A 16240-nucleotide genomic window follows, 5' to 3' on the forward strand; every position below is an offset into this window, starting at 1 on the left:
GCCTGAAAAACTCACGCTTCGAACAAACGAAAGCCCCGAATTTCGGGGCTTTCGTGTCTCTCAGGCGCTTTTTTGTTCCAACAAATTAAAACCTGGCACGGCGCCTGCAATACCTCTCACAGGTGATTCGATTCACCACCCGTTTCGGGGACCTTGGTACAGGCAGGCCGGGGATTCCCCTCTTTACATCGGGCTCAGACCGCAACGGATGAGTCCACCCTTTTGGGATCCTTGGTACAGGCAGGCCGGGGGTTCCCTCTTTACACCGGGCCGACGCGACACGCGCGCCCAAGCTTTTGGGAACCCTGATACAGGCAGGTCAGGGATTCCCGCTTTTACACCTCCAGCCGAGGTGTTCAGCTCTGCGCTAATCAAGCTTTGGACGTTTGGGCAGATGGTGCAGGGGCTGGTTCTGCCGCCCCGAGTCATATTCCCGTATTAGTGCTTCAAGCCTGTCCAGCATTTTTCCGGGGCTGGGTTCATTGATCAGAATGTCCTTCATCCTTGCCTGTTCGCTTGGCTCAGCCTTCGTATAGATATCCAGAAACCACCACACCCGTCGCTGTAAAAGTGGATACTCAACGTGAAATTCAGGTGTACGGCTCAGCTTCCGGATTCCATTGAGCACGTCACTTCCTGCTCCGCCGAAACTGTCCCAGAGCTTCAATTTTCCGGACAACTCCAATGGCGGCACATTGCGCAGCCACAGGTTTGCCGAGCGATCATTACTTTCAACTCCCAGCCAGATATCGGTGCCTGTTGTTATACGCGCATGTATCAGCCGGCGGAGCGAAGCCGGATCCGTAATTGGATTGCCAATGAAATTGAAGCCGGTTCTGAGTTCAACGGACTCGGGAATCGAGGTAATGCGGTTGTTCGCCAGGTTCAACACTTTCCCGGGAATCTCGTCGGTGATGCCCTCCGGAAATTTGTCTAGCCATGCATTGGAAAGATCCAGTTCCTGCAGTGCAGTCATTCCTTTGAGTGAAGGTGCGACTGAAAGCGCATTGTCACCCAGTCTCAATACTTCCAGCCTTGACCGCGCGTTATCGGCATCAAGCCCGATAGGAATTCGCCGTATTCCGGCTCCTGTCAGATCCAGCACGCGCAACTCGGTCATCCCGGAGATGTCAGGATCCGTTAGCAAAACAACGCTCGGGTGTTGAAGAGACAACTGAGCGCGCAAGTCGTCGGGATAATAATTCAGCCTAGCCGCCTGTATTTTACCTAGCCTCAACACCTGCAATCTGGTCATGCCCCTCAGCGAAAAATCATCCTGAAAATCACAATCCGGCAGGTTCAATTCTCGTAAACGGGGGAGCTTCGCTAATTGCTCGGCAAAGCGCGAACCCATATCGAATCTTGAGTAAACATCCCCATACATCGAGACCCCGAAGGATCTTCTGGTAATTAACTGGCTTGTTACTGTCAGACTTTCAATGTTGGGAAATTGCGAAAAAAACACTTGGGGGTCCAGCGGTGCATGACCTCTTAACGTAAGAGAAACCACTGACTTGAATTTCAATGAAAGCAGCCTATCGACTGGCCATAGCGTGAGATTGATATCCAGTTTGTAACCAGATAGCCTGCCATTACTATAAACCCGCTGACCAGGCTCACCTTGCCACTTGTGCACTTGGCGTAGCGTGTTCCACATGGCAAACGCCTCAGTCATTTCATGGGACTGCACAGCGCGATTCTGGTGGTGCGGGATGCTGACGTGTTTGCTGTCCAGCTGAGGAAGCCCAAGCTGAATGTGCTTGAGTTCAAGCTCTGCCACGTCCTTGTCATCGAACCGGGCAATGAAGGCATCCGCGTCGTCATCGGTCGTGCCCGGGAGGTATTTGCGGATCTGCTCCCGGGTAGTTGGTTCCACGACTTCGCGCGGATACCAACGTCCGCTGTCCGCATCGCGCAGCATCACCGGGCCTAAAAGCAATTCGCTTGGCCGTCGGGCACGATGCAGACCTGTCTCCGGATCCACGACGACAAACACAAATTCGCCATCGGCCACTTCAGCGTAGGTGCGCTTCTTGAATACCGTCAAACCTTCACTGTTGACTTCTGGAAGAATTGCCCGGGCATTGATTACGTAATCGTTCAGCACCGGTCGAGGCGCAAGCAAACGCGTTTCAACAGGGGCCGTGTGAATAATGACCGCTGGAGTCGTACCAGTGGCCTCTGCGTCGACAGCGCCGGACGAGCCGGCCCGTAACGGCAAATTATCGGTGGACGACGCTGAGCCAGAACCACCTCGGTTTGACGGGCCGGGAAGCGGAATATCCATGTTGTCCGGTCGGGTCGGACTGGTGGAAGCATCCACTTTCGTGTGGGTACCGCCACCTTTTACTGGTTTTACTGGCATGTTTTTCATCCTTGAGAAAAATGCCCCTTGCATCATGCAAGGGGAAATGAGGGCGCGACGGAGATTGCTCGCTTCGGACTCAGACCGCAGCGCAATGAGCCCGCGCCCTGGAGCAACAGGCGGGTCAGGAGTTCCCGGTGTTATATCGCGCGCCGAGGCGTGAACTTGCATTCATTCAAATTTCGGTCGCTTGGGTAAGTGATGCGGTGGCACCTGTTGGCGCCATGCATCGAATTCTAGAATTTCGGCTTCCAGTCTTTCCAGCATGACGCCAAGAATCGGTTCATTTTCAATGAACCTTCCAGCAACAGCTCTGAGCCGTGCCTGTTCGACAGCGTCAGCCTTGTCAAATGCCTCAAGGAACGTCCAGACGCGGCGTTGCAATAGCGGACGCTCGATGTGAAATTCTGGCGTGCCACTCAAGTGCCGGATACGTAACATCAGGTCGCTTTCGGGAACGCTCGACCATCGGTTCCAGAGCGCCAGCTTGTCGGGAAATTGTGCTGGCGGCACATTGTTCAGCCAAAGATTTGCAGACCGGTCAGTACTTTCTCGCCCCAGCCAGACATCTGTGCCTGTTTGTCGCCGAGCAAAAATGAGTCGCCGCAGGGAAGCCGGGTCGGAAATCGGATTGTATGAAAGATCGAAGCCTTTCCTGAGCTCAAGCGATTCGGGGATCGATTGAATATCGTTGCCTTTAAGTATCAATTTCCTCTTGGGGATATCGGCCGTAATGCCCTCGGGAAATCTGTCTATACGGGTCCAGCTCAGATCCAGCTCCTGCAATGCAGTCATCCCTCTAAGCGAAGGCGCCACATAAAGATGATTGGCGCTGAGGTTCAATATTTCGAGCCGCGAAGGTCCACTCCCGGAATCAAGCCCTAGCGGAAGCCTGGTTATCCCCGTATCCGCCAGATCCAATATCCGCAGCTCGGTCATTGCACTGACGTCAGGTGCGACTTTCAGGCCCCGATTCCGATTCAAATCAAGCACTTGTAAACGTGACGGGCCGGGCATTTCACTCAATCCAGCCGGCAAAGCATTTATACCGGTATATCGAAGATTCAATACTCGTAACTCGGTAAGACCGCGGACTGACGGAGCGTGCAGTAACGCGCCATCTTCGAGGTTCAACTCCTGCAGGCGGCTCATGCGTGTGAAGCGATCAACATCGGCCGGCTTGAATAGGACCCCGGTGCGGCTCATGTCGAGGACTTTCAGCTCTGTGAGTGTTTCGATTCCGGCAGGTAAGCCATCACCCAGTGACGCTTGCACTTTCAGCGTTTCAATGTGGGACAAGCTCTTGAACAGACCTTCGAGATTACCTACGGCACCCTCTGTGATTTCAAGGGCAACTATGGAACCGAGTCGTGTAGATAAAACCGGGAGAGTGAGATTTTTCTTCCTTCCCAAAGCCAGTTTCAGGACAAACCCTGCCTGAAATCCCTCCTGATGGATTCTCTCCGATGCATCGCCTAGCCACTTGAACAATTGACGCACCTTGGCTCCCAGAGCAAAGCGCCGATCGCGCTCGTCGGTATCAGAGCCCTTATAAGCCTTCTCCCATGCGCCGAGTTCGCGGTCCAGCTGAGGAAACCCAAGCTTGATCCGCTCAAGTTCAACCTCTGCGCTGTCCCTGTCACCGAATCGGTTGTTAAAGTGCTGCGCGTGCTCATCGGCTGCCTCAGGAAACAATCTCTTGAATTGTTCTCGAATGGTCGCGCCAACATCCTCGTGCAAGCGCCACAAGCCGCTAGCGCTATCGCGCTCCAGCACGGGGCCAGAGGGACGCAATTCACTTGAAAGCCGGGCGCGATAAAGTCCCGTATCCGGATCCGCCCCGACAAGCACAGTCCCGCCGATGGACAGATCAACATAAGTGCGGCTCTTGAACACTCTGAGTCCGCTGCTGTCGGCGTCTGGAAGCGTCGAACCGGCACTGATCAGGTAGTTTTCCAACGACGACGGACCGGGAAGAGCAAGCGCCTCAGCGCTAGCCGAATGGACCATTACGACCGCAAGCGGCTTAGTTTCATTCCTGGCGGTGCCGTCGGACGGCCCGTCTCCCGGACGCGAATGATCCACAGAAATATCCGATGCGGAACCTCGGCGGCCCGATGTCGTCGGCAGCGAAGTATCAACTTCGGGCGATCGATTCGTGCCGGCGGAAGCATTCACATCCACGTGGGTACCGCCACCGCGAGGGGGTTTAACTGGCATATCTTCATCCTTGAAAAAGACGCCCCCTGCATTCCTGCAAGGCGACGACGGGTTTCGGCATCCTGCCGTTTGGAGGGGCGAACGATAACGTGCATGAGCACGTGCTGGAGAGGGGAAAGGAAGACGGTCGTGGTGGGAAACGACCTCAAATAGTGTGGGAGCGCGCCCCAGTGATGAAGAAATGCCGCTTAGGGCTCGCTCAAGCGAATCTCCAGTCGCCAACGATCATCGACCTCGCTGCCGACCCAGTCGCCCTGCAACGGGCGCGCCGCCAGCACCGTCAGCAACAATCCGCCATCACTCTTGCGCGTGCGCCAGTTGACGTCCTTGCCGTTGAGCCTGAGCTGGCCTTTCTGCGGTCGACCTTCGGCCTGAAACAGCAGCGCGACGGTGCCGTCGATGATCTCGCCGTGCAGCTTAGGCTCATTGTTAAACCACACCACCAGGCCGCCATCGGTAACCTCGACCTGCTCCAGCACGCTCGGATCCGGCGTGGTCAGCCGGCCGATCATCAAGCCGATCATCAAGCCGACAATCGCCAGCGAGCCGATGACTCGCGGGAATAGTTTCGAACGGTTGTCCACAGGCGGCGTAGAATGCCGCTCATCTTTACCTTCGGAGCCGTGCATGTTTCACGTCATCCTTTTTCAACCAGAAATTCCGCCGAATACCGGCAACGTTATCAGGCTGTGCGCCAACAGCGGCTGCCACCTGCATTTGATCGAACCACTGGGTTTCGAGATGGACGACAAGCGCCTGCGCCGTGCCGGTCTCGATTACCACGAATATGCCACGTTGCAGCGTCACGCGGACCTGGCCAGCTGTCTGGAAAGTCTGGGCAACCCGCGCGTGTTCGCCTTCACCACCAAGGGTTCGCGGCCGTTCCATGATGCCGCGTTCGTGCCCGGCGATGCGTTTCTGTTCGGCCCGGAAAGCCGGGGCCTGCCCGCGGACGTGCTCGACGCCCTGCCCGGCGAACAACGCCTGCGCCTGCCGATGCGCGAGGGCTGCCGCAGCCTGAACCTGTCCAACACTGTGGCAGTCGCCGTGTACGAAGCGTGGCGGCAGAACGACTTCAAATAACACCGCAAAACAAATGTGGGAGCGAGCCTGCTCGCGAATGCGGTGTATCAGTCGACAACTACGTCTCTGACACACCCTTTTCGCGAGCAGGCTCGCTCCCACATGGGTGAGGCTGAACCGTTATTGAACGGTTGGTGCGTCCCCGCTTTCCTGCATGCGCTGCAGCTCTTGCGCGTACAGGGCGTCGAAGTTCACCGGGGCCAGCATCAGCGCCGGGAACGAGCCTCGGGTAACCAGGCTGTCGAGGGTTTCGCGAGCGTACGGGAACAGGATGTTCGGGCAGAATGCACCCAAGGTGTGGCTCATCGAAGCCGCGTCCAGATTCTTGATCAGGAAGATACCGGCCTGTTGCACTTCAGCGATGAAGGCCACTTCTTCACCGTTTTTCACGGTGACGGAAAGAGTCAGCACCACTTCGTAGAAATCGCCTTCCAGCGCTTTCTGGCGAGTGTTCAGATCCAGACCGACCGCCGGATCCCACTGCTGGCGGAAGATCGCCGGGCTTTTCGGGGCTTCGAAGGACAGGTCGCGTACGTAGATGCGCTGCAAGGAGAATTGCGGTGCGGTTTCTTCTTCGCTGGCTGCAGTGTTCTGTTGGTCAGTCATCTCAGATCCTTATCGATCTTGGGTCTTTTAGGGAGTGCTGTACGTGGGTGCAGCCGTTCAGCCCTTGAGCAGCGCGTCGAGTTTGCCGGCGCGCTCCAGGGCGTATAAATCATCGCAACCGCCGATGTGCTTTGCGCCGATCCAGATTTGCGGCACGGACGTGCGCCCGGCCTTTTTGGTCATTTCGGCACGCAGCTGCGGCTTGCCATCGACCTTGATCTCTTCGAAGGCCACGCCTTTGCTGGCGAGCAGATGCTTGGCGCGCGAGCAGTAAGGGCAGTAATCGCTGGAGTAGACGATGACTTCGCTCATGTCATTTCACCAGCGGCAGGTTGTCGCCTTTCCAGCTGGAAATCCCGCCGGACAGCTTGGCGGCAGTAAAGCCGGACTTCATCAGCTCGCGGGCGTGGGTGCCGGCGGTCTGGCCGAGGGCATCGACCAGAATGATGGTCTTGGCCTTGTGTTTTTCCAGCTCGCCGACGCGGGCAGCCAGTTTGTCTTGCGGGATGTTCACCGCGCCGACGATGTGGCCAGCGGCGTAATCCTTGGCCGGACGGATGTCCACCACCACGCCTGCATCTTTATTGACCAGTGCGGTCAGCTCGCCGGTGCTCAGGCTCTTGCCGCCGCCCTGCATCGTGTGCGCCAGCAACAGAGCCAGAAGTACGACGAAGATACCGACAAGAATGTAGTGGTTAGTGGCAAATTCAATCAGGTGAGCAACCATCGAAGGAGGTTCCAGGGCGTTAAAATGTCGGCCAGTATACACAGCCACTATGGTCGGCCAAACCCCGTCCGGCGGTGACGCGGTCGGAACTTCGCTTTAAACTCCAACTCCGTTTTCCATCGCCCTCTTCTTTATCAGCCACGAGTGGATTCCATGACGACTACGCCCAAACCTTTGGTCCTGATGATTCTCGACGGCTTCGGTCACAGCGACAGCCCCGAATCCAATGCCGTGTTCGCGGCGAAGAAACCTGTGCTGGATCGTCTGTGGGCCACGGTGCCGAACGGCTTGATTTCGGGCAGCGGCATGGACGTCGGCCTGCCGGACGGCCAGATGGGCAACTCCGAAGTCGGCCACATGAACCTCGGCGCCGGGCGCGTGGTGTATCAGGACTTCACCCGTGTGACCAAAGCGATCCGCGACGGTGAGTTTTTCGAGAATCCGACCATTTGCGCTGCTGTAGACAAAGCCGTGGCTGCCGGTAAAGCCGTGCACTTCATGGGCCTGCTGTCCGATGGCGGCGTGCACAGCCACCAGGATCACCTGATCGCCATGGCCGAACTGGCCTTCAAGCGCGGCGCCGAAAAAATCTATCTGCACGCCTTCCTCGATGGCCGCGACACGCCGCCGAAAAGCGCTGCCTCGTCGATCGAACTGCTCGACGCGACATTCCAGGCCCTCGGCAAAGGCCGCATCGCCAGCATCATCGGCCGCTATTTCGCCATGGACCGTGACAACCGTTGGGATCGCGTCGCCCAGGCCTATAACCTGATCGTCGACGGCAATGGCGAATTCAACGCCGCCACCGCTCAGGAAGGTCTTGAAGCTGCCTACGCCCGTGGCGAAAGCGACGAGTTCGTCAAAGCCACCTCCATCGGCGAGCCGGTGAAAGTCGAAGACGGCGATGCCGTGGTGTTCATGAACTTCCGCGCCGACCGCGCCCGCGAGCTGACCCGCGTGTTCGTCGAAGACGATTTCAAGGAATTCGCGCGCTCCCGCCAGCCGAAACTGGCCGGTTTCGTCATGCTTACCCAATACGCCGCAAGCATTCCCGCACCGTCAGCCTTCGCCGCCGGCAGCCTGGAAAACGTTCTCGGTGATTACCTGGCGAAAAACGGCAAGACCCAGCTGCGCATCGCTGAAACCGAAAAATACGCTCACGTGACCTTCTTCTTCTCCGGCGGTCGCGAAGAACCGTTCCCGGGCGAAGAGCGCATCCTGATCCCGTCGCCGAAAGTCGCGACTTATGACTTGCAGCCGGAAATGAGCGCGCCGGAAGTTACTGACCGCATCGTCGACGCCATCGAAAACCAGCGTTACGACGTGATCGTGGTCAACTACGCCAACGGCGACATGGTCGGCCACAGCGGCGTGTTCGACGCGGCGGTCAAGGCGGTCGAGTGCCTGGACACCTGCGTCGGTCGCATCGTTGAAGCGCTGGAAAAAGTCGGCGGCGAAGCCTTGATCACCGCTGACCACGGCAACGTCGAAAAAATGGCCGATGAAGAAACCCACCAGGCGCACACCGCGCACACCACCGAGCCGGTGCCGTTCATTTATGTCGGCAAGCGTGACCTGAAAGTGCGCGAAGGTGGCGTGCTGGCGGACGTGGCACCGACCATGCTGATGCTGCTGGGTCTGGAAAAACCGGCGGAGATGACCGGTACCTCGATCCTGGTGTAAACCACACCTAACCTTGTGGGAGCGAGCCTGCTCGCGAATACGGTGGATCAGTCGACAGCGATGTCGCCTGACACACTGCTTTCGCGAGCAGGCTCGCTCCCACATTGGTTTTGGGGTGTTTTTCAGGCCAGTTATCACACAGCCCCAATTGGGCGTTTTTTTTGCAGCCTCGGGCGGGCATACTAGGCCGTCCCTTACCCTGGTGCCGCCCGCCCCTATGCTTCGCGTCCTGATCGCCCTTGCTCTGACCTGTCTGCTCCAGCCGGCCTTCGCCGACGAGCGCGCGCAAACCCAACAGCAGTTGGACGCCACGCGTCAGGATATCGCCGAGCTGAAAAAACTCTTGGGCAAGCTGCAGGAAGAAAAGTCCGGCGTGCAGAAAGAGCTCAAGGGCACTGAAACCGAGATGGGCAAGCTGCAGAAGCAGGTCGACGCGCTGCAGAAAGAACTGCAGAAGAGCGAATCCGAGCTACAGCGGCTCGATGCAGAGAAAAAAACTCCAGAGCGCGCGCACTGAACAGCAGCGACTGATCGCCATTCAGGCCCGTGCGGCGTACCAGAACGGCCGCCAGGAATACCTCAAGCTGCTGCTCAACCAGCAGAATCCCGAGAAATTCGCCCGCACCCTCACCTATTACGACTACCTGAGCCAGGCACGCCTGGAGCAGTTGAAGAACTTCAACGAAACCCTGCGCCAACTGGCCAATGTCGAAAAAGACATCGGTCTGCAGCAAGCGCAGTTGCTGGTGCAGAAAAGCGACCTCGACACTCAGCGCGAGGCACTCGAGAAAGTCCGCAAGGAGCGCCAGCAGGTTCTCGCCAGACTCAATGACGACGTCAAGGCCCGCGACCAGAAACTCGCCGCCCGCGAGCAGGATCAGGCAGACCTGTCTAAAGTCCTTAAAACCATTGAAGAAACCTTGGCCCGCCAGGCTCGTGAGGCAGAGGAAGCGCGGCAGAAAGCGCTGATCGCCCAGCAGGAAGCGGAAAAAAAGCGTTTGCGTGAGGCGCAGGCTGAAAACAGCGACGCCCCACGAAAACCCGCCAGATCAAGCCCCGGCGCGCTGGTATCGAGCAGCGGCGAAACCTTTGGCGGGCCCTTTGCTGCAACCCGGGGAAAACTTCCGTGGCCGGTTGATGGTCGATTACTCGCACGCTTCGGTGAAAGCCGTGGCGACGACGCCCGCACCAAGTGGGATGGCGTGATGATCAGCGCCTCCGCCGGCAGCCAGGTGCACGCCGTACACGGCGGGCGCGTGGTGTTCGCCGACTGGCTGCGCGGTGCCGGTTTGCTGGTGATCCTCGATCATGGCAACGGTTTTCTGAGTCTTTACGGCCACAACCAGACGCTGCTCAAGTCGGCGGGTGATGTGGTCAAGGCTGGCGAGTCGATTTCCACTGTCGGTAACAGTGGCGGTCAGGACACGCCAGCGCTGTATTTCGCAATTCGTCAGCAGGGTCACCCGAGTGATCCGGCGCAATGGTGTCGTGCGCAAGGATAAGCGCACCATCTAATTCAGGAGTTCGTTCGACATGCTGCATTTGTCCCGCCTTACCTCGCTGGCCCTGACGATCGCCCTGGTGATCGGCGCGCCTCTGGCGTTCGCCGCGCAACCGGCCCCGACCGTCGCTCCGGCAGGCACTGCCGCGACCGCCAAGGCGCCGTTGCCGCTGGAAGAGCTGCGCACCTTCGCCGAGGTCATGGACCGGATCAAAGCCGCGTACGTCGAGCCTGTGGACGACAAGACCCTGCTGGAAAACGCGATCAAGGGCATGCTCAGCAACCTCGATCCGCATTCGGCCTACCTTGGCCCGGAAGATTTCACCGAGCTGCAGGAAAGCACCAGCGGTGAATTCGGCGGCCTGGGCATCGAAGTCGGCGCCGAGGACGGCTTCATCAAGGTTGTCTCGCCGATCGACGACACCCCGGCGTCGAAGGCCGGTATTCAGGCTGGCGACTTCATCGTCAAGATCAACGGCCAGCCAACCCGCGGCCAGACCATGACCGAAGCCGTCGACAAGATGCGCGGCAAGATCGGCCAGAAAATCACCCTGACCCTGGTTCGCGATGGCGGCACGCCGTTCGACGTGACCCTGGCCCGTGCAGTGATTCAGGTGAAAAGCGTCAAGGCGCAGCTGCTGGAATCGGGCTACGGCTACATCCGCATCACCCAGTTCCAGGTCAAGACCGGCGAAGAAGTTTCCAAGGCCCTGGCCAAGCTGCGCAAGGACAACGGCAAGAAGCTCAACGGCATCATTCTCGACCTGCGCAACAACCCGGGTGGCGTGCTGCAATCGGCGGTGGAAGTGGTCGACCACTTCATCACCAAAGGCCTGATCGTCTACACCAAGGGCCGCATCGCCAACTCCGAATTGCGCTTCTCCGCCACCGGCAAGGACGAAAGCGAAGCGGTGCCGATGGTCGTGCTGATCAACGGCGGCAGTGCCTCGGCTTCGGAAATCGTCGCCGGTGCCCTGCAGGACCAGAAACGTGCCGTGGTCATGGGCACCACCAGTTTCGGCAAGGGCTCGGTGCAGACCGTGCTGCCGCTGAACAACGACCGCGCGCTGAAGATCACCACCGCGTTGTATTTCACGCCGAACGGCCGCTCGATCCAGGCTCAGGGCATCGTGCCGGACATCGAAGTGCGCCGCGCGAAGATCACCAACGAAGCCGACAGCGAATACTTCAAGGAAGCCGATCTGCAAGGTCACTTGGGCAACGGCAACGGCGGCGCCGACAAACCGAGCGGTTCCGGCGGCAAGGCCAAAGCGATGCCGCAGGATGACGATTACCAACTGGCCCAGGCCCTGAGCCTGCTCAAAGGCCTGAGCATCACCTCCGGCCGCTGAGGATGTTGCTCCGCGCACTCTGCGTCCTGTTGTGCTGTCTGGCCGGTTTTGCCCAAGCAGAGCCCGCCAGCTCCTCGCCGCACAAAGCCTACCTGACATTGATCATCGATGACCTGGGGCAGAACCTGCCCCGGGATCGTCGCGTGCTCGCCCTGCCCGGCCCGGTCACGGCGGCGATCATGCCCGACACCCCCCACGCCACCGAATTTGCCCGCGAAGCCCATCGCGCCGGCAAGATCGTCATCCTGCACATGCCCATGGACCCGGCCACCGGGCCGTACGCCTGGCACACCGAACTGCCCATCGAAGAGCTGCAGAAACGCCTGAATGCCGCGTTTGAAAAAGTCCCGTTCACCGCCGGCATCAACAATCACATGGGCAGCCGCATGACCGCGCAGCCTGCGGCGATGGCGTGGTTGATGGGCGAATTGCAGCGTCGGCACAAGTTCTTCGTCGACAGCCGCACCAGCGCTCAAACGGTCGCTGCGCAGCAGGCGCAGAAAATCGATCTGGCCAGCGTTTCCAGAGACGTGTTTCTCGATGATGAGCGCACCGAAGCGGCCATTGCCACTCAGTTGCAGACCGCGATCGCCCTGGCGCACAAACAGGGTTCAGCGGTGATGATCGGCCATCCGTATCCGCAGACCCTGGCGGTGCTGGAGCGCGAATTACCCAAGCTCAAAGCGCAGGGCATCGACTGGATCGATATCCGGCAGATGATCAGCGTGCGCAGCAACCGCGCCATGGCCGGGCATGGCAAGGATGGCGTTTACCGGTAACACCCGGTCACGTTGCAATACATAGTTACCACCGAACGCCCCTCCCCCTTCCGGATAGTGAGACCTGCAACAGGTCGCGGCTCCTTTGAGTCGCTTGCAACTATCAGGAGTGCCCATGACAAATAACGCCCCGATTATCCCGCCCGTTGGGCGGACTGAACCGATCCGCATCGATAACCTGCTGATCAACTTCACAACAGAATTTCTGCGCATCTGGGATACCAACGGTTTGTCGGCCAGACCCGCGTCGTTCTGGCGCCCGACCCCGGCTCCCGACGCGCTGCCCGGTTATTTCCCCTTGGGCGACTTCGTCACCAGAGGCGTTGGCAACATCAACGGCGAGCGCGTGGTCGCTGTTGTTTGTGAGGCCGACATCGCCAGCACTGACCCCACCAAAGGCAGGGCACTGCGACGTCCCGATGATTACGAGCTGGTCTGGAAGGACTCCGGATCAGGCTCGAAAAGAGATCTGTCGATCTGGCGACCGCTAGCTCCCGCAGGCTACGTAGCGCTGGGGTCGGTGTGCTCGAACGATCATGAAAAACCGTCGCTCAACGCGGTGCGCTGCGTTCGCGAAGACCTGGTGATCGCGTCGAATACCACCGATCTGCTCTGGGACGACAAGGGCAGCAAGGCCCGACAGCGCGTCAGCACCTGGAGCGCCGTTCCTCCAGCCGCTTTGCCGGGCGAAGTCTACTTGGCATCGGGCAGTTTTTTCAGCCTGAGTGACTACACCCGACCGGCCAGTTTCCCGGTCTACTGCTTGCGCTTGCAGATCGGCCTGCAGATGTCTGCACACCCATCGCTACCGGTGCTGTGCGGCGAGACGCCAACACCTGTAGAGGCAACGGACGATGCGACTTACACCGCCAGCCTTCCCTGGTTCACGGTCAACGATCCGCGTTACACCGCCGCTGAGCAATGGCGTCACTCGCCCTTCTATCTGCTTGAACGCAAGGATCGCTACATCCTCGTCGGTCACGCACGAAACAGTGGCAACGACAGCCAGATATTCAGGTGGAATGCGCAGCGCGCCCAGCGTACTGGCGGCTTGCGTACTTTCACTCAAACCACTTGCATCGAATTCGGCGCGCAATGGCAAACCCGTCAGCACGGCGCGCTGATGTTTTCCGCACGGCTGGGCCACGATTTCACCCAATGCGAACTGCATTCGAATGAATGGCTCAATACTGCGACCATCGAAGTGGTTGCAGTGGTGGACAAAAACCGCTCAGTGGCCGCCTACCTGGCCCAGAGCGAATACAGACTGGTGCGCGCGGACGGCACGGCAGTGACGGAGGGTTTCAGCTACACCGATGGCAATAGCCTGCACATCAGCCAGTACGCACCAACCGAGCCTGAAATCATCGTCGCAACTGAGCCGGAGGCGGTCGAAAATCAGACTGTGCTTGCGCCTGCGACCGAGGGCGAAATCAGCGCCGCCCTGGCAGAGCCTGACGAGTCAGCCGTTACAGATAGCGCGCCATGATTTCATCGACCACGCCTTCCTTGCGCAACTGATCCAGCGCGGTCTGTAGCCTGTTGACCACCTCATCGGAAACATCCTTGTTCAGCGCCAGGTACAACTCGGCGCTGTTGAAGCGCAGCACGGTCTTCAGGCCGGTCACGCCATCCTGCCGTGCCAGATAACGGCCGGCAGGATCACCGGTGGCCCACAGATCGATCTGGCCATTGAGCAGCTTTTTAGCGTTGTCCTGATCGCGCAGCACCACCACCGGTTTGAGGCCTTGCTTGGTGAGTGTCTCGGCAATCGCATCACCCTTGTAGGCGCCGATCTTGTATTTGCGCGCGTCGTTGAGGGTGTCGAGGGTGATCTTGCTGTCAGCCTTGGCCAGCAGGATCCAGTCATCCGGGCCGATCGGGCCGACCCATTTGAACAGTCTTTCGCGATCGGGCAGGCGCGCCATGACGAAGGCCCCGTAACCGGGATTTTCCAGGGCGAGCTTGTAGACACGTTCCCAGGGGAAACGCAGGGTCAGGCTGTAAGTGAGGCCGGCGCGCTGGAACATCTCGCGAACGATGTCCGTGGCAATGCCGTTGATGTTGTCGCCCTGGGCGAAATTCTTGCCGTTCTTCGCCATGTTGTACGGCGGGAAGTTCTCGGTGAGCAGCACCAGATCGGTGTCGGGACTGGTTTCGGCCCGGGCATTGCTGATGAACAACAACGAGGCGCTGGCGAGAACAACAAGCAGGCGTTTGATCATGTCGGGCTACCGGAATCCATGGCGTGCCCAAGAGTGCCTTGGGCGCGCCATGCTGTCCACTGGCCTGTACGCTTTAGCGCATGACGATGCCGCGATGCGACATGTAGGCCTTGGCTTCCTGCACGGTGTATTCGCCGAAGTGGAAAATACTTGCCGCCAGCACCGCACTGGCATGGCCTTCGAGAATGCCGTCGGCCAGATGCTGCAAATTGCCGACGCCACCGGAAGCGATCACCGGAATGCCCAGCGCGTCGCTGATGGCGCGGGTCACGCCGAGGTCGAAGCCGTTTTTCATGCCGTCCTGATCCATGCTGGTCAGGAGGATTTCGCCAGCACCGAGGCCTTCCATTTTCTTCGCCCACTCGACCGCGTCGAGGCCGGTCGGCTTGCGCCCGCCGTGGGTGAAGATTTCCCAGCGCGGGGTTTCGCCGGGGCCGGAGACTTTCTTGGCGTCGATGGCGACGACGATGCACTGTGAGCCGAAATGCTGCGCGGCTTCGCCAACGAACTCCGGGTTGAACACGGCAGCAGTGTTGATCGACACCTTGTCCGCGCCGGCATTGAGCAGGTTGCGGATGTCCTGCACGGTACGCACGCCACCGCCGACGGTCAGCGGAATGAACACCTGGCTGGCCATGCGCTCGACGGTATGCAGCGTAGTGTCACGCCCATCGACGCTGGCGGTGATGTCGAGAAAGGTAATCTCGTCGGCACCCTGCTCGTCGTAGCGACGGGCGATTTCCACCGGGTCACCGGCGTCGCGGATGTTCTCGAACTTCACACCTTTGACGACCCGGCCGTTGTCCACGTCCAGGCAAGGGATGATGCGTTTGGCTAACGCCATGGGCTTAATCTCCGATTAAGAGTTGCAAGCTTCAAGCTACTAGCTGCAGGAAAGAGCCGATCGCGGTCGAGTTTCTAACTTGCAGCTTGCAGCTTACAACTTGGAGCTGGCCGCGTAGCCATCACAAAAAGCTTGAGCCTCTGCAACATCCAAAGTGCCCTCATAGATCGCCCGGCCGGTAATCGCGCCGATGATGCCCGGTGCCTTGGCGTCGAGCAGCGACTTGATGTCACCCAGGTTATGGATGCCGCCGGAAGCGATCACCGGAATCCTGGTGGCAGCGGCCAGCGCAGCGGTGAACGGTACGTTGCAGCCCTGCATCATGCCGTCTTTGGCGATGTCGGTATAAACGATCGAGGACACGCCGTCGGCTTCGAACTGCTTGGCCAGGTCAATGACCTGCACGGTGCTGATTTCAGCCCAGCCGTCGGTGGCGACGAAACCGTCTTTGGCATCCAGACCGACAATGATCTTGCCTGGGAACGCACGGCAGGCTTCAGCAACGAACGCCGGATCTTTTACGGCTTTGGTGCCGATGATCACGTAGCTCACGCCCGCCTTGACGTAATGCTCGATGGTTTCCAGCGAGCGGATGCCGCCACCGATCTGGATCGGCAGGGTCGGGTAGCGCTTGGCGATCGCGGTGACCACTTCGCCGTTGACCGGCTGGCCTTCGAACGCGCCATTCAGGTCGACCAGATGCAGACGGCGGCAACCGCCCTCCACCCACTTGGCAGCCATGCTCACCGGGTCATCGGAGAACACCGTGGAATCTTCCATGCGGCCCTGGCGCAGACGTACGCAGGCACCGTCTTTGAGATCGATAGCGGGAATAATCAGCATGCTTTTTCCTTC

General features: G+C 59.1%; 14 protein-coding genes and 1 pseudogene. 6 read left to right on the top strand and 9 right to left on the bottom strand.

Annotation, left to right across the window (positions count from 1 at the left end):
* Positions 1-367 precede the first annotated feature (367 nt).
* The 3 genes from AB4N47_RS21380 to AB4N47_RS21390 form a co-directional block, all read right to left on the bottom strand.
* On the bottom strand, positions 368-2365 hold the full coding sequence (locus AB4N47_RS21380) for a leucine-rich repeat domain-containing protein (protein ID WP_341638394.1): 1998 nt from the start codon (positions 2363-2365) through the stop codon (positions 368-370).
* Between the two features lie 171 nt (positions 2366-2536).
* Entirely contained in the window at positions 2537-4585 is a 2049-nt protein-coding gene (locus tag AB4N47_RS21385) for a leucine-rich repeat domain-containing protein (RefSeq protein WP_341638393.1), read from the bottom strand.
* A gap of 188 nt (positions 4586-4773) precedes the next feature.
* Positions 4774-5214, bottom strand: a complete 441-nt coding sequence (locus tag AB4N47_RS21390) for a hypothetical protein (RefSeq protein ID WP_071174114.1) — start codon at positions 5212-5214, stop codon at positions 4774-4776.
* Here AB4N47_RS21390 and AB4N47_RS21395 point away from each other — a divergent pair.
* Positions 5213-5668, top strand: coding sequence for a tRNA (cytidine(34)-2'-O)-methyltransferase (locus tag AB4N47_RS21395; protein WP_076565159.1), 456 nt, complete (start codon positions 5213-5215; stop codon positions 5666-5668). The two genes, AB4N47_RS21390 and AB4N47_RS21395, sit on opposite strands and share 2 nt — an antisense overlap.
* Positions 5669-5788: 120 nt before the next feature.
* On the opposite strand, the gene secB is transcribed toward AB4N47_RS21395, so the two are convergent.
* Genes secB through AB4N47_RS21410 form a run of 3 tightly spaced genes read right to left on the bottom strand, consistent with a single transcriptional unit; the run spans position 5789 to position 7001 of the window.
* The gene (gene secB / locus AB4N47_RS21400; protein WP_130911998.1) at positions 5789-6274 is read right to left on the bottom strand and encodes a protein-export chaperone SecB; all 486 of its coding nucleotides are present in this window, start codon (positions 6272-6274) and stop codon (positions 5789-5791) included.
* 57 nt (positions 6275-6331) lie between these two features.
* Positions 6332-6586, bottom strand: a complete 255-nt coding sequence (grxC, locus tag AB4N47_RS21405; protein ID WP_016772115.1) for a glutaredoxin 3 — start codon at positions 6584-6586, stop codon at positions 6332-6334.
* 1 nt (position 6587) lies between these two features.
* The gene (locus AB4N47_RS21410; protein WP_016772116.1) at positions 6588-7001 is read right to left on the bottom strand and encodes a rhodanese-like domain-containing protein; all 414 of its coding nucleotides are present in this window, start codon (positions 6999-7001) and stop codon (positions 6588-6590) included.
* Between the two features lie 153 nt (positions 7002-7154).
* On the opposite strand from AB4N47_RS21410, the gene gpmI reads away from it, so the two are divergent.
* From gpmI to AB4N47_RS21435, 5 genes and pseudogenes are all read left to right on the top strand, one after another.
* Entirely contained in the window at positions 7155-8684 is a 1530-nt protein-coding gene (gene gpmI / locus AB4N47_RS21415) for a 2,3-bisphosphoglycerate-independent phosphoglycerate mutase (protein WP_341638392.1), read from the top strand.
* 217 nt (positions 8685-8901) lie between these two features.
* A pseudogene (locus AB4N47_RS21420) lies at positions 8902-10186 on the top strand (murein hydrolase activator EnvC family protein).
* 31 nt (positions 10187-10217) lie between these two features.
* Positions 10218-11537, top strand: coding sequence for a S41 family peptidase (locus AB4N47_RS21425; RefSeq protein ID WP_039756590.1), 1320 nt, complete (start codon positions 10218-10220; stop codon positions 11535-11537).
* 2 nt (positions 11538-11539) lie between these two features.
* On the top strand, positions 11540-12316 hold the full coding sequence (locus AB4N47_RS21430; protein ID WP_341638391.1) for a divergent polysaccharide deacetylase family protein: 777 nt from the start codon (positions 11540-11542) through the stop codon (positions 12314-12316).
* 85 nt (positions 12317-12401) lie between these two features.
* On the top strand, positions 12402-13805 hold the full coding sequence (locus AB4N47_RS21435) for a Vps62-related protein (RefSeq protein ID WP_341638390.1): 1404 nt from the start codon (positions 12402-12404) through the stop codon (positions 13803-13805).
* On the opposite strand, the gene AB4N47_RS21440 is transcribed toward AB4N47_RS21435, so the two are convergent.
* From AB4N47_RS21440 to hisA, 3 genes are all read right to left on the bottom strand, one after another.
* Positions 13786-14541 carry a substrate-binding periplasmic protein gene (locus tag AB4N47_RS21440; protein ID WP_217864618.1) on the bottom strand — a complete coding sequence of 252 codons (756 nt, stop codon included), beginning with the start codon at positions 14539-14541 and terminating at the stop codon, positions 13786-13788. The two genes, AB4N47_RS21435 and AB4N47_RS21440, sit on opposite strands and share 20 nt — an antisense overlap.
* Before the next feature lie 73 nt (positions 14542-14614).
* Positions 14615-15385: an imidazole glycerol phosphate synthase subunit HisF gene (gene hisF / locus AB4N47_RS21445; RefSeq protein ID WP_016772122.1), complete on the bottom strand. Its 771-nt coding sequence runs from the start codon at positions 15383-15385 to the stop codon at positions 14615-14617.
* Between the two features lie 93 nt (positions 15386-15478).
* A complete protein-coding gene (gene hisA / locus AB4N47_RS21450; protein ID WP_076565146.1) occupies positions 15479-16228 on the bottom strand; it encodes a 1-(5-phosphoribosyl)-5-[(5-phosphoribosylamino)methylideneamino]imidazole-4-carboxamide isomerase in 750 nt (249 codons plus the stop codon).
* Between the last annotated feature and the right edge of the window lie 12 nt (positions 16229-16240).

The organism is Pseudomonas sp. S3_G06 (genome assembly GCF_054667565.1).

Bases quoted from the DNA above. Each gene is read 5' to 3' on its own strand.
- gpmI (WP_341638392.1), top strand. From the start codon at position 7,155: ATGACGACTACGCCCAAACCTTTGGTCCTGATGATTCTCGACGGCTTC.
- AB4N47_RS21430 (WP_341638391.1), top strand. From the start codon at position 11,540: ATGTTGCTCCGCGCACTCTGCGTCCTGTTGTGCTGTCTGGCCGGTTTT.
- AB4N47_RS21440 (WP_217864618.1), bottom strand. From the start codon at position 14,541: ATGATCAAACGCCTGCTTGTTGTTCTCGCCAGCGCCTCGTTGTTGTTC.
- AB4N47_RS21390 (WP_071174114.1), bottom strand. From the start codon at position 5,214: ATGCACGGCTCCGAAGGTAAAGATGAGCGGCATTCTACGCCGCCTGTG.
- AB4N47_RS21380 (WP_341638394.1), bottom strand. From the start codon at position 2,365: ATGCCAGTAAAACCAGTAAAAGGTGGCGGTACCCACACGAAAGTGGAT.
- hisF (WP_016772122.1), bottom strand. From the start codon at position 15,385: ATGGCGTTAGCCAAACGCATCATCCCTTGCCTGGACGTGGACAACGGC.
- AB4N47_RS21395 (WP_076565159.1), top strand. From the start codon at position 5,213: ATGTTTCACGTCATCCTTTTTCAACCAGAAATTCCGCCGAATACCGGC.
- AB4N47_RS21425 (WP_039756590.1), top strand. From the start codon at position 10,218: ATGCTGCATTTGTCCCGCCTTACCTCGCTGGCCCTGACGATCGCCCTG.
- grxC (WP_016772115.1), bottom strand. From the start codon at position 6,586: ATGAGCGAAGTCATCGTCTACTCCAGCGATTACTGCCCTTACTGCTCG.
- secB (WP_130911998.1), bottom strand. From the start codon at position 6,274: ATGACTGACCAACAGAACACTGCAGCCAGCGAAGAAGAAACCGCACCG.
- AB4N47_RS21410 (WP_016772116.1), bottom strand. From the start codon at position 7,001: ATGGTTGCTCACCTGATTGAATTTGCCACTAACCACTACATTCTTGTC.
- AB4N47_RS21385 (WP_341638393.1), bottom strand. From the start codon at position 4,585: ATGCCAGTTAAACCCCCTCGCGGTGGCGGTACCCACGTGGATGTGAAT.
- hisA (WP_076565146.1), bottom strand. From the start codon at position 16,228: ATGCTGATTATTCCCGCTATCGATCTCAAAGACGGTGCCTGCGTACGT.